Genomic DNA, 12,119 nt, shown 5'->3' with positions numbered 1-12,119 from the left:
TCGCTAACTTCTTGATTTACAAGAGGTTTCGCCAAAGGCCTGCGCCGGAGAAGGTGCGCATTATAGGCACTCAGAAACTCGCGTCAACGATTGTTTTTGATTTTGTTTGTAATTGGTTAGCTACGCCGCCTGGCATTGAGTCTGCCCAAGGCGCGCTTAACAGCCGGCAATCGCGCGGCAAGCAGAATCGCTGCGAGCGTGGCATACAGGCTCCACTGGCCGACGTCGGATCTCACAACCCAAAGCATGTGCAGCAATACGACGATTAACGCTGGATAGACAATGCGGTGCAACTTCTTCCAGCGCTTACCGAGCTTGCGCATGCTCCACTGCGTTGACGTCAGCGCAAGTGCCGACAGGCCTACCAGGGCGATAACCCCCAACGCTATATATGGCCGCTCAACCAACTCAGCAGCAAAATCGCCAAATTCAAAACCCAATAAAAAGTATAGATACGCAACTAAATGAAGTACGGCGTAACCGAACGCCCAAAGCCCGACCTGCCTTCGAAATACGATCCAGCCGGACCACCCAGTCAAGGACCTCAAAGGCGTCATTGCAAGAGAACACAGCAGAAGAACTAAAGCGCCTTGGCCGAGATTATCAACTAGCACTTTGCCGGGATCCGGGCCCAGCGCGGCTACCGCGGCGAGATATAGCCAGTAGCACGGCACGCTAGCTATGGAACAGAAAAGCAACAACCTCCACCAGGGATAGCGCATCAATAGTGCCTTCTCAGATCCATACCTGCATACAAGCGCGCGACGTCCTCCTCGTAGCCGTTGAACATCTGGGTCTCTCGAACATTTGGGCTAAACAGGCTCCCAGGCAGCCGTCGCTCACGTGCTTGTGACCAGCGCGGGTGAGAGACACTGGGATTAACGTTAGCGTAAAAACCATACTCCTGCGGAGCCATAGATTCCCATGTGGTCGCAGGCTGGTCACGAACGAAACTGATTCGAACGATCGACTTGATGCTTTTGAATCCGTACTTCCATGGCACTACGAGACGTAATGGCGCACCATTCTGATTTGGCAACACTCGACCATACATGCCAACCGCAGCCAAGCTCAGCGGGTGCATAGCCTCGTCCATTCTCAAGCCCTCAACATACGGCCAGTCAATCAGTGAAAAACCCGTGCGCATACCCGGCATCTGCTCTGGGCGAGCTAAGGTCTCAAAGCGCACGTACTTAGCATGGGATGTGGGCTCCAAGCGACTGATCAGATCAGCCAGCGAAACCCCTAGCCATGGTATGACCATCGACCAGGCTTCGACGCAACGTAAACGGTAGATTCGCTCCTCTAGCGCGGCATTTGTAACAAGATCTTCAATCGAATATTTGCCCGGCTTCGCCACTTCTCCGTCGACCGTCACGAACCAAGGTTCCGTAACAAGCTGCGGCGCGTGACGCGCCGGATCACCCTTATCCGGGCCGAACTCATAGAAATTGTTGTAATGCGTAGCATCTTGATAGGGGGTAATGGCTTCGTTTTTTACCGTTACCGCTTTCCAATGTGCCTGTCGTAGCTTTTCGTCAAACCAAGCGGGCGAGTCCGCTGGCTCCACGTCCGCATAGCGCGCCGGGTTGACTTCAGCTTCGGCTATAGCGGGCAGCCCTGCGGCTGCAATTGAGAAAGCCGCTCCCTGAACGAACCGACGACGGTTCAAATAGAGCGCTTCGGGGGTTACCTCTGATTCTAGACAATCACTGCGACGCGGCGTTCTGATCAGCATGAGGTGCTCCGCTGTCCGAGGCTGTATGAACAAGCACTAGACAGCGGATCATTTCAAAAATCAACTTTCGGCGCGCTTGCGGCGACGCATCAGGAACTGTACCGGCCCAGAAACGGCGTAGGCGAGGAAGATCAGGAGCAAAATACGTGGCGGATCGCTGAACACCACGGCAAACACCAATACAACGACCAGTATCGCCACAAAGGGCACCCGCCCTTTCAGATCGAGATCCTTAAAACTGTGGTACTTGATGTTGCTGACCATCAGCAGGCCCGCGGCAGCTACCAGCAGCGCAAACAACATAATTACCGCCAAGGGCAGATCGAGACCGCGGATTCCCGGTTCGTCAAGCGCCCAAACCGCCCAGACCGATCCAGCCACAACCCCTGCAGCGGCAGGACTCGCCAGACCAATGAACCACTTCTTATCCACTTTGCCAATTTGGGTGTTGAAGCGCGCAAGCCTCAAGGCTGCGCAGGCAACGTAGATAAAGGCCACGGTCAACCCAACATTCCCGAGACTCGACAGCGCCCATTGGTAGGCGAGAATGGCCGGAGCCAGACCGAAAGCGACCATATCTGACAGCGAATCATATTCCGCACCGAATGCGCTCTGGGTGTTGGTCAGGCGTGCGACTCGGCCATCCAGACTATCAAGCACCATCGCGACAAATACCGTAGCAGCAGCGACGTAGAAGTTGCCGTTGATAGCCGTGACAATGCAGAAAAAACCGGCAAACAGATTGGCCGTGGTGAAGAGATTGGGGAGCAGGTAGATGCCCCGATGACGAACCTTGCGACCCTCGGCGTCCTGGCTCTCTTCGATATGCTCGTCAATCGGCAGAAGACTTTCCGGTTCGATGGATTTGTTCGGCTCTTCGGGATGCTCACTCATGCAGATTCACCTTACAGCAGGTTTGAATAATTTCGACAGGCCCTAGCACAACGGGTTCACCGTTAGGCCAAACACCGGTTTATACCAGAGACACACAGCCAAAACGAAAAAACGCGGCCGAAGCCGCGTCTTTTCGAGCAAAACCGATTATCAGTTCTTGCTCTTATCAACGATCTTATTGGCAGCGATCCACGGCATCATGGAGCGAAGCTTCTCACCGACCACTTCGATGCCATGGGCAGCGTTGTTACGACGATAAGCCGTCATCGATGGGTAGTTCGCAGCGCCTTCCGTGATGAACATCTTGGCGTACTCGCCGTCTTGAATGCGCTTCAGGGCATTACGCATCGCGGCGCGCGACTCGGCGTTGATGACCTCGGGGCCTGTTACGTATTCGCCATATTCGGCGTTATTGGAGATCGAGTAGTTCATGTTGGCGATTCCGCCTTCAAACATGAGGTCGACGATCAGCTTCAGCTCGTGCAAGCACTCGAAATAAGCCATTTCTGGCGCATATCCGGCTTCTACCAGTGTCTCGAAGCCAGCTTTGACCAACTCGACGCAACCGCCACACAGAACTGCCTGCTCGCCGAAAAGATCGGTTTCGGTCTCGTCCTTGAAGGTGGTTTCGATAATACCGGTACGACCGCCGCCGACACCCGATGCGTATGAAAGAGCGACGTTCTTGGCGTTACCGGAGGCGTCCTGGTAAATCGCGATCAGGTCAGGAATACCGCCACCTTTGACGAACTCAGAGCGAACGGTATGACCCGGTGCCTTTGGTGCAATCATGATCACATCAAGATCGGCACGCGGTACGACCTGGTTGTAATGAATGGAGAAGCCGTGGGCAAACGCTAGCGTGGCGCCCTTCTTCAGGTTCGGCTCGATCTCGTCACGGTACAGACGGCCTTGGAACTCATCGGGCGTCAGGATCATAACGACATCGGCAGCGGCAACAGCGGCAGCAACGTTATCGACTTTCAAACCATGGGCTTCGGCCTTAGCGACCGACGAGGAACCCGCACGCAGACCAACGGTTACGTCTACGCCGGAATCTTTAAGATTGCATGCGTGGGCATGGCCCTGTGAGCCGTAACCAATGACAGCGACTTTCTTGCCCTGAATGATGGAGAGGTCGCAATCTTTATCGTAAAAAACTTTCATGGAATTACCCCTGTTGCTGGCCGGTCGGGCCATTCGATAAGTCGTATTAGATGCTCAGCACTTTGTCGCCACGGGAAATACCCGTAACACCACTGCGCACCACTTCCAGAATCGATGCCGTACCGATGGCCTGGATGAAACTGTCCAGCTTGTCGGTCGTGCCGGCTAGCTGGATGGTATAGACGTTGGAGGTCACATCAACGATCTGCCCACGGAAGATGTCGGTGGTCCGCTTGACTTCGGCGCGCTGTGCGCCGGTTGCCTTCACCTTTATCAACATAAGCTCGCGCTCGATGTGTGCGCTTTCGGACAGATCGACCAGCTTAACGACCTCTACCAACTTGTTGAGGTTCTTGGTGATCTGCTCGATTACCTCCTCGTGCCCCACCGTCGTCAGCGTAAGCCGAGAAAGCGTTGGGTCTTCGGTTGGTGCGACGGTCAGGCTTTCAATGTTGTAGTTGCGCTGCGAGAACAGCCCAACCACACGCGACAAGGCCCCTGGTTCGTTTTCCATCAGCAGAGAAATGATGTGTCTCATGATCAGGTACGCTCCGTCTTGCTGAGCCACATGTCGCGCATAGCGCCGTCTTTGATTTGCATCGGGTAGACGTGCTCACTGGTATCGACTGCGATATCCAGGAAGACCAGCCGATCCTTCAACGCGAAGGCTTCTTCCATCTTGGACTTCAGATCCTTCAGATCGGTGATGCGCATTCCCACATGCCCGTACGCTTCGACCAACTTGACGAAATCGGGCAAAGATTCCATGTAGGAGTGGGAGTAGCGGCTGTTGTACTGCATGTCCTGCCACTGGCGAACCATGCCCAACGCACCGTTGTTGAGGTTGATGATCTTCACCGGCAAGTCGTACTGCAGGCAGGTCGACAGCTCCTGAATATTCATTTGAATGCTGCCCTCCCCCGTAACACAGGCGACGTCGGCTTCAGGGAAGTTCAGCTTTGCACCCATCGCGGCCGGAAAGCCGAAGCCCATGGTGCCGAGGCCACCAGAGTTCAACCAGCGATTAGGCTTATCGAACTTGTAGTACTGGCACGCGAACATCTGGTGCTGGCCAACGTCCGAAGCCACATAAGCATCGCCCTTTGTCACTTCACACAAGGTTTCGATAACGGCCTGTGGTTTGATGATGGTGCCGTCGCCCTTGTCGTAAGGGAACAAGCCACGGCTGCCGCGCCATTCCTCGATCTGCTTCCACCAGCTGGCAACAGTCTCAGCATTGGGTGCCTGGCCGATCTCCTTGACGATTGCCACCATTTCGGTAAGCACGCTGTCGACCGGGCCAACGATCGGGATGTCGGCCTTGATGGTTTTGGAAATGGACGCCGGATCGATATCGATGTGGATGATCTTGGCGTTTGGGCAGAACTTCGTTGCACCGTTAATTACGCGGTCATCGAAGCGCGCGCCCACAGCCAGGATGACATCGGAATGATGCATTGCCAGGTTGGCCGTGTAGCTACCGTGCATGCCCAGCATGCCGACGAACTGGCGGTCGCTGCCTGGGTAGCAGCCCAAGCCCATGAGGGTATTGGTAACCGGCAGATTGAGCATCTTGGCAAGTTCAGTGAGTTGCGAAGATGCACCACCCATGATCACGCCGCCGCCGGCATAGATGATGGGCCGCTTGGCAGCCAGCAGAAGCTCGGCAGCCTTACGAATCTGTCCGGAATGCCCACGAACGGCGGGGCTGTATGAACGCAGTTTGGCTTTTTTCGGATAAGCGTATTCGAACTTCTCGGCCGGATTGGTCATGTCTTTCGGAATGTCGACAACGACAGGTCCGGGACGACCGGATTGCGCCAGGTAGAACGCTTTTTTCATCACTTCGGGAATTTCCGAAGGATGTTTGATCATGAAGCTGTGCTTAACGATGGGCCGAGAGATACCGATCATGTCGGTTTCCTGGAAAGCATCGGTGCCCACCATATTGCTGGCAACCTGCCCCGAAATGACTACCATCGGGATCGAGTCCATATAGGCAGTTGCAATACCGGTGATGGCATTAGTCGCGCCAGGGCCTGAAGTGACCAGTACTACACCGGCCTTGCCGGTGGCACGCGCATAGCCGTCGGCCATGTGGGTAGCAGCCTGCTCATGACGAACAAGGATATGCGTAACTTCCTTTTCCTTGAACAGCGCATCATAGATGTGCAGCAAGGCGCCGCCCGGATAGCCGTAGATGTACTTAACGCCTTCGTCGCGCAAGAAGCGGACGACCATTTCAGCGCCGGATAAAAGTTCCACGTTATTCACCTCTAGAACGCCAGATAGCCGCTCCGCGTCGGACCGGCCAGAATTAGGTTTACTGCCAAGCAGTGCGTGAGCGACGGTGGTCGCCGACTACGTCAGCTACTGTCAAAGCGAGTACTAGGGAAGCCCCAAAGTGTTGCGGGGCACCCCTCCCAGCGCGAGGTAACGCGTTGCGGATGTTGCAGGTCGGCGCGGGTATGCACCTCATGATTGAGCGAAAGGCTCGCTTGCGGCGGCCTCTCAGAACAGCAAGCATGGAATTGTTCGGATTAGGCTTGGTCAAGTCAAGTCCGGTGTTGCCCTTCGGCTGCATTCAGCTGTGATCCAGCGCAGAATGAAGGCCTCTGTCTTTTGCGTATAGTACCGGCTTGGTTTTGCATCCACTGAAGGGAAAAACATGCGTTTGACCATTCTCGCAGGCGGCCTGCTGCTTGCACTGAGCAGCAGCATCATGGCCGGCCAGGTTTACAAATGGGTCGACGCTAAAGGCGTTACACATTTTGGAGCACAGCCGCCCCAAGGCCTGCCGGCCGAAACGCTGAATACGGCCATCGCCCCGCCAAAGCCAGCCGTGGCCGAAAGCGCCGCGCCGGCAGTTTCAGGCGAGTCGGAACAGCGCGACATTGACCGCAAGGTCAAGCAACAAGTTGCAAAGCAGGAAGCCGAGCGGCAACATTATTGCACTACCCTGCGAACCAATCTGGCGCAACTGCAAAACAACCCGCGCGTGCGTGTGCAAGAAGACGGCGGCACTCGGCGCCTGAATGAAGAAGAACGCCAGGCGCGCATTGGCGAAACCCAAAACAAGATCGCTGACAGCTGTAACTGAACGCAGCGACTAACGCCTGCCTAGATGGCCGGCGTTGTTCAGCCTTCGCCCTCGCTTATCAGTCGGTCGAAGGTTTCAAGCGCCTCAAACAGCCCAACCACGCGTTGCGGCTGATTTTGATAAACCATTTCAGCCATCGCCAAAATGCCCGACACGGTTGGCAATGGCTGACCGTGCTCCAGAATGTGTTTCATGCGCGGCAGGAAAATCCACTGCAACCACTGATCGAACGCCAGTGTATCGACGCAGAACGGCTCCTGACTGGCAAGCGCTTCAGGCGCCGGCGGTGACGACGCCCAAACCCCAAGCAACCGAAGCTCGCGCTCGATCAATAGCAACTGGTCAGCCAACGCAGGCACTCGATCATCCATCACATCGAAACCTTGGCCCGCTCGCGTGCCTGCGCAGCGCCGGCAGCATTTCCCTGACGTTCACGAGCCTGCGCGATCAGTTCCCAGAGGCTTGCCTGCAGGGCTGGCCGGTCGCTCGCATAGCTCAGCCCACGCCGAGACAGTTGTTCGGCCTGAATGGCATCCCCTTGGGCCAGACGGACCTGAGCCAACCGATAGAGCACCTGCGGTTCGCGCGGGGCGATTCGCTGAGCCCGTTCGAGACTGGACGCAGCTCCGTTCAGGTCGCCTCCTCCCTGTTGTTGCTGCGCAGTGGTAAGCAACGCCAGCACCGGCCCGTCAAGCCGCTCATCCGCCGACAAGGTCGCGCTGTTTGACGGTATTCCGCTGGGCATTGGCTGTCGCTGGACCGGGGCGGGAATTGGCGCGGACTGAGTGGGCGGGATCCACTGCCCGGCCCCTCCGGCAGGCGCTTGTTCAGAGCCGCCAGAGAAAGCGACATCAGGTGCGCCATAGGTTTGCAACGGCTCGGAGCTTTGCTGCGGCACCATGACCATAACGCCCGAGTCTGCAGGCGCAGATGGCCCAGCGGTAACAGGTGCGTTAGTGCGGCGGCTGGGCTGACGCGCGGAAACCTCCTCCGACACCGGTGCCCCCGAATCAACGACGGGTATCGCGCCGCGCTTGACCGATGCGCAGCCCGGCAGCAGCGCCGCCGCCACCAACACGATCATCCATTGCTTATTCACAGTTCAGACCTCTTGATAAACCAACCGGCCAGCCGCCACCTATGGCAACCAGCCACGAACCCAATCCATGACCGATTCAGCCGGGGCCTGGATGCCGCAACCCGGCCCCGGCCCCGGCTCGCTTCCGCGGATATAGGGCATCTGTACGGCGTCCGGGCAATTTTCCGGCGTCCCCTCTCCGGTCCGTGCATCTACCCAGGCCATCGACACATTGTCCGGCACGGGCATCTGCAGGGGTAATGGGTCGGCACGGCGCATAAAGTCCGCCCATACCTGCAGCGCGCCTGTGGCACCGGTTAACGAAGTTTTTCCGTTGTCATCGCGCCCCAACCAGACCACCGCGAGCAGATCCTGGCTGAAGCCTGCGAACCAGCTGTCACGAGAATCATTGGTGGTACCGGTTTTGCCTGCCAGTGCCAGCGATCTGGGGACCTGATTGTAGACAGAGCGTCCAGTCCCCTCGACCATCGCTCGCTGCATGGCATATTGGGTCAGGTAAATAGCGCCGGGATCGAATCGCTGTTCGATCTTGAACGGATAGCGGCTAAGGGGTTCGCCATCGGCCGCAACGACACTGCGAATGGCCCGCAACGGAGTATTGAAGCCGCCATTGGCGATTGTCTGGTAGACCCCAGCAACTTCGATAGGGCGCAATCCGCCCGCGCCCAGCAGCATAGACGGATAGGCCGGCCAATCGGGCGAAGCGCCCAAGCGCGCCAGCGTCTTGAGCACATGCGGTACGCCCAGATCCAAGCCGAGCCGCGCGGTCGACAGGTTGTAGGAATTCGCCAGGGCCTGATAAAGATAGACCGTGCCATGAGCGGTACGCCCGTAATTCTGAGGCTTCCAAACCTTGCCGTCGGTTCCTTTGACAGAGAACGGCTCGTCCTCAAGCAGGCTGGTCAAGGTGTATTGGCTGGGCTTTTCCAGGGCAGCGAGATAGATTGCCGGCTTGATCAGCGAGCCGATTGGCCGCGACGCATCGAGGGCACGGTTGAAGCCGGCAAAGCCTGGATGACGACTTCCCAGCATCGCCTGCAGCTCGCCGGTTTCCGGGTTGGTGACCAGCATTGCACCTTCGACACCCTCGGCGGCCTTGCCCAGACGCTTTAGCGTATCGGTCATGGCTTTTTCAGCCTTGGATTGAATGATGGGGTCAAAGCTGGTGAAAACCCTCAGCCCTTCCTCAGTAAGGTCTTCGTCGCGATAGTCCTCTCGCAACTGCCGCTTCACAAGGTCGAGAAATGCCGGGTAGGAGCTGTCGGCCAGGCTGCCACGCTGCGTCACGCCAAGGGGCGCCTGCCTCGCCTGGGCAGCTTCCTCTGGGCTGATGACCTGCTGCTCAGCCAGCAGATCGATGATCAAATTGCGTCGCTCCATGGCGCGCTCAGGATGGCGGCGAGGATTGTAGTACGTGGGCCCCTTGACCATGCCGACGAGCAAGGCCACGTGCTGCAGTTTTAGCTCCGCGAGCGGCCGGCCAAAGAAGTACTGGCTTGCCAAACCGAAACCGTGAATGGCGCGACGACCGTCCTGACCAAGGAAAACCTCGTTCAGATAGGCCTCAAGGATTTCCGGCTTGTCATAGTGGAGCTCAAGCAGCACCGCCATCATGGCTTCGGTCGCCTTGCGGCTCAGGCTGCGCTCGTTGGTGAGATAGAAGTTCTTCACCAGCTGCTGCGTCAGCGTGCTGCCTCCCTGACGCACCTCACCAGCGGTAAGGTTCACCCAGACGGCACGCGCAATGGACTTAGGCGACACACCAAAATGATCGAAGAATTCCCGATCTTCGACCGCGACCAGTGTCTCCACCAGATAAGGCGGCACTTGATCGAGCTTTATCAGAATCCGGTCTTCGTTGTGCGCAGGGTATAGCCCACCCACGACCAATGGCTCCAGCCTGGCCACCGGCAGCTCGCCGCCGTCCATGCGTGCCAGACCCGCGACGAGGTCGCCGGAAAAGCGCACGCGAATACGCTGAGACTCTTCTGCGCCTTCATAGAAGCGGAAGCCTCGGGTATGCATCTCGACCGCGTTACTGGCAACCGAAACAGTCCCCGGCCCACTTACAGACTTTTCTCGGCGGTAGCCCAAGGCATCGACCTCCGTGAGAAAGTCGTCTTTGTCGAGTTTTTGCCCGACAAACAATTCCAGTGGCCTGGCATAAACGGTCGCAGGGATCGTCCAGCGCTTGCCGGAGAATTTTTCCTGCACCACGGCATCGAGATACACCGCAACACCGGCCAGCAGCACCAGCGCAACGATAGAAAGTTTGATAATCCAACCTAGCCAGGGGCGAGAAGCACCGGAGCGGCGTTTGGAGCGGGAACGAGACGAGCGTGATTTAGTCATGGCGGCGCATTATACGCACTTTGATTTGAGCCGAAGACGCCCTCTTGGCGGTTTGCACGCTAACCGCGGATGGACATAATGGAGCGTTTTCCGACTGTGTGAACTGCCTCCCAAGTGCTCACACACCCGTCCAGCAAACCAACAAGGAGTGACCGTGAGCCAAGCACTGATTACTGCACTGCAGAATCCGGCCCTGTACCCTCACCCGGTTGACGGCTTCAAAGTCATCGAGACCCACATTTCCTGGGTCATCCTTACCGGCACGTACGCCTACAAGATGAAGAAGCCGGTAGATTTCGGCTTCCTCAATTTCACCGACCTGTCCGCCCGCAAGCATTACTGCGAGGAAGAGTTGCGCCTGAACCAGCGTATGGCGCCGGAACTGTATCTTCAGGTCCTGCCTGTCACCGGCAGCATCGAGCATCCGGCAATCGACGGAAATGGCGAGCCGATCGAATACCTGCTGCAGATGCGCGAGTTTCCGCAAACACAGCTGATGGCAGAGGTACAGGCCAGGGGTGAGCTGACGGACAATCACATCGACGCCCTCGCCGAACAGATCGCCGAGTTCCACCTGAGCATCCCGCAGGTGGCTGCAGATCATGCGCTAAACAGCGCCGAGGGGATCGTTGCTCCGATGCGGCAGAACTTCGAGCAGATCCGTCCGTTGCTAACCGAACAAGCGGACCTACAGCAACTCGACGCCCTGCTGGACTGGACCGAAACCAGCATCGCCCGCCTGCAGCCCTTGCTCGAGCAGCGCAGCCAGCAAGGTTTCATCCGCGAATGCCACGGCGACCTGCATTTGGGCAACGCTACGATCATCGAAGACAAGGTGGTGTTGTTCGACTGCATCGAATTCAATGAGCCATTTCGCCTGATCGATATCGCTTCCGATGCAGCTTTCCTGGCGATGGACCTGGAAGATCGTGGCTTGAAGTGTCAGGCACGGCGCTTTATCAACGGCTGGCTGGAACGCACCGGAGACTACGCTGCGCTGCAGTTGCTCAACCTCTATAAGGCGTATCGCGCGCTTGTTCGGGCCAAGGTCAGCCTGTTCCGATTGCATCAGGAAGAAGACGCCGTTCAGCGCCGGATCGTCCTGCGCCAGTATCGCAGCTACGCTAATCTGGCCGAAAGCTACAGCGCCATTCCCTCCCGCTTTCTTGCCATCACCCACGGCGTATCGGCGGTCGGCAAGAGCCAGGTTGCGCTGCGCCTGGTCGAGGCACTGGGAGCGATCAGGATACGTTCGGATGTCGAACGCAAACGACTCTATGGCCAGCAGCCAGAGTCACAGGCTTCCGAGCTAAGCGCCGGCATATACACTGCCGAGGCCGGCGATGCGACCTATCAGCGACTGCACTCGCTGGCTGAGAACGCGCTTAGCGCAGGCTTCTCGGTGGTGATCGACGCGACCTATCTCAAACACCAGTATCGCCAGGCCGCCTGGCAGGTCGCGGAGTCGACCGGTGTGCCCTTTATGATACTCAGCTGCGAGGCGCCCGACGCAGTCATCGAGCAGTGGCTCATACAGCGCCAGGCCGAGGGTGGCGACCCGTCCGATGCCACGCTGTCGGTAATCAAAGCTCAACAGTCTTCCCGCGAGCCGCTGAGCGAGAGCGAGCAAATGCTCAATCGACAGATCAGCACACCTGAAGCAGGAAGTCTCGACGCTTTGGTCAGTGACATTCGTCAACGCCTGCCGGGCCTCTGACAACCGGACTGGCGGACATCTGTACAGAAAAGCGTCATCCAGGCACCGCTGA

Annotated in this window: 11 protein-coding genes; 2 read left to right on the top strand and 9 right to left on the bottom strand. The window is 57.5% G+C overall.

Annotated elements, in window-relative coordinates; genetic code table 11:
- Positions 1–116: 116 nt before the first annotated feature.
- The 6 genes from msrQ to AAGW23_RS16170 form a co-directional block, all read right to left on the bottom strand.
- Complete coding sequence (gene msrQ / locus AAGW23_RS16195; RefSeq protein ID WP_342407374.1) at positions 117–722, bottom strand: protein-methionine-sulfoxide reductase heme-binding subunit MsrQ; 606 nt, start codon at positions 720–722, stop codon at positions 117–119.
- Positions 722–1,738 (bottom strand): protein-methionine-sulfoxide reductase catalytic subunit MsrP, encoded by a 1,017-nt coding sequence (msrP, locus tag AAGW23_RS16190; protein ID WP_342407373.1) that lies wholly within the window; start codon positions 1,736–1,738, stop codon positions 722–724. Before msrP ends, msrQ begins: the two co-directional genes overlap by 1 nt.
- Before the next feature lie 60 nt (positions 1,739–1,798).
- Positions 1,799–2,632 carry a CDP-diacylglycerol--serine O-phosphatidyltransferase gene (gene pssA, locus AAGW23_RS16185; RefSeq protein WP_342407372.1) on the bottom strand — a complete coding sequence of 278 codons (834 nt, stop codon included), beginning with the start codon at positions 2,630–2,632 and terminating at the stop codon, positions 1,799–1,801.
- Positions 2,633–2,782: 150 nt separating this feature from the next.
- Positions 2,783–3,799, bottom strand: a complete 1,017-nt coding sequence (gene ilvC, locus AAGW23_RS16180; RefSeq protein WP_148925040.1) for a ketol-acid reductoisomerase — start codon at positions 3,797–3,799, stop codon at positions 2,783–2,785.
- 46 nt (positions 3,800–3,845) lie between these two features.
- Positions 3,846–4,337 (bottom strand): acetolactate synthase small subunit, encoded by a 492-nt coding sequence (gene ilvN / locus AAGW23_RS16175; RefSeq protein WP_073298694.1) that lies wholly within the window; start codon positions 4,335–4,337, stop codon positions 3,846–3,848.
- Positions 4,338–4,339: 2 nt separating this feature from the next.
- Positions 4,340–6,064, bottom strand: coding sequence for an acetolactate synthase 3 large subunit (locus tag AAGW23_RS16170; protein ID WP_342407371.1), 1,725 nt, complete (start codon positions 6,062–6,064; stop codon positions 4,340–4,342).
- Between the two features lie 403 nt (positions 6,065–6,467).
- Between AAGW23_RS16170 and AAGW23_RS16165 the strand changes: the two genes are divergently transcribed.
- Entirely contained in the window at positions 6,468–6,899 is a 432-nt protein-coding gene (locus tag AAGW23_RS16165; protein ID WP_342407370.1) for a DUF4124 domain-containing protein, read from the top strand.
- A 38-nt stretch (positions 6,900–6,937) separates the two neighbouring features.
- On the opposite strand, the gene AAGW23_RS16160 is transcribed toward AAGW23_RS16165, so the two are convergent.
- Genes AAGW23_RS16160 through mrcB form a run of 3 tightly spaced genes read right to left on the bottom strand, consistent with a single transcriptional unit; the run spans position 6,938 to position 10,350 of the window.
- Positions 6,938–7,270, bottom strand: a complete 333-nt coding sequence (locus AAGW23_RS16160; RefSeq protein WP_342407369.1) for a YqcC family protein — start codon at positions 7,268–7,270, stop codon at positions 6,938–6,940.
- The gene (locus tag AAGW23_RS16155) at positions 7,270–7,983 is read right to left on the bottom strand and encodes a tetratricopeptide repeat protein (protein ID WP_342407379.1); all 714 of its coding nucleotides are present in this window, start codon (positions 7,981–7,983) and stop codon (positions 7,270–7,272) included. The genes AAGW23_RS16160 and AAGW23_RS16155 overlap by 1 nt, the downstream gene beginning before the upstream one ends.
- A gap of 54 nt (positions 7,984–8,037) precedes the next feature.
- Complete coding sequence (mrcB, locus tag AAGW23_RS16150; protein ID WP_342407368.1) at positions 8,038–10,350, bottom strand: penicillin-binding protein 1B; 2,313 nt, start codon at positions 10,348–10,350, stop codon at positions 8,038–8,040.
- Positions 10,351–10,504: 154 nt separating this feature from the next.
- On the opposite strand from mrcB, the gene AAGW23_RS16145 reads away from it, so the two are divergent.
- Entirely contained in the window at positions 10,505–12,067 is a 1,563-nt protein-coding gene (locus tag AAGW23_RS16145) for an AAA family ATPase (RefSeq protein WP_342407367.1), read from the top strand.
- The last annotated feature ends 52 nt before the right edge of the window (positions 12,068–12,119 follow it).

Source organism: Stutzerimonas chloritidismutans (assembly GCF_038562055.1).
In the GTDB taxonomy this organism is placed as follows: Bacteria; Pseudomonadota; Gammaproteobacteria; order Pseudomonadales; family Pseudomonadaceae; genus Stutzerimonas; species Stutzerimonas chloritidismutans_A.
Note: the sequence above shows the minus strand (reverse complement) of the source record. Positions and strands in the feature narration are given on the sequence as shown.

What these genes read in the sequence shown, in the direction of transcription:
- msrQ (WP_342407374.1), bottom strand. Translation starts at nt 722, where the DNA reads ATGCGCTATCCCTGGTGGAGGTTGTTGCTTTTCTGTTCCATAGCTAGC.
- msrP (WP_342407373.1), bottom strand. Translation starts at nt 1,738, where the DNA reads ATGCTGATCAGAACGCCGCGTCGCAGTGATTGTCTAGAATCAGAGGTA.
- pssA (WP_342407372.1), bottom strand. Translation starts at nt 2,632, where the DNA reads ATGAGTGAGCATCCCGAAGAGCCGAACAAATCCATCGAACCGGAAAGT.
- ilvC (WP_148925040.1), bottom strand. Translation starts at nt 3,799, where the DNA reads ATGAAAGTTTTTTACGATAAAGATTGCGACCTCTCCATCATTCAGGGC.
- ilvN (WP_073298694.1), bottom strand. Translation starts at nt 4,337, where the DNA reads ATGAGACACATCATTTCTCTGCTGATGGAAAACGAACCAGGGGCCTTG.
- AAGW23_RS16165 (WP_342407370.1), top strand. Translation starts at nt 6,468, where the DNA reads ATGCGTTTGACCATTCTCGCAGGCGGCCTGCTGCTTGCACTGAGCAGC.
- AAGW23_RS16160 (WP_342407369.1), bottom strand. Translation starts at nt 7,270, where the DNA reads ATGGATGATCGAGTGCCTGCGTTGGCTGACCAGTTGCTATTGATCGAG.
- AAGW23_RS16155 (WP_342407379.1), bottom strand. Translation starts at nt 7,983, where the DNA reads ATGATCGTGTTGGTGGCGGCGGCGCTGCTGCCGGGCTGCGCATCGGTC.
- mrcB (WP_342407368.1), bottom strand. Translation starts at nt 10,350, where the DNA reads ATGACTAAATCACGCTCGTCTCGTTCCCGCTCCAAACGCCGCTCCGGT.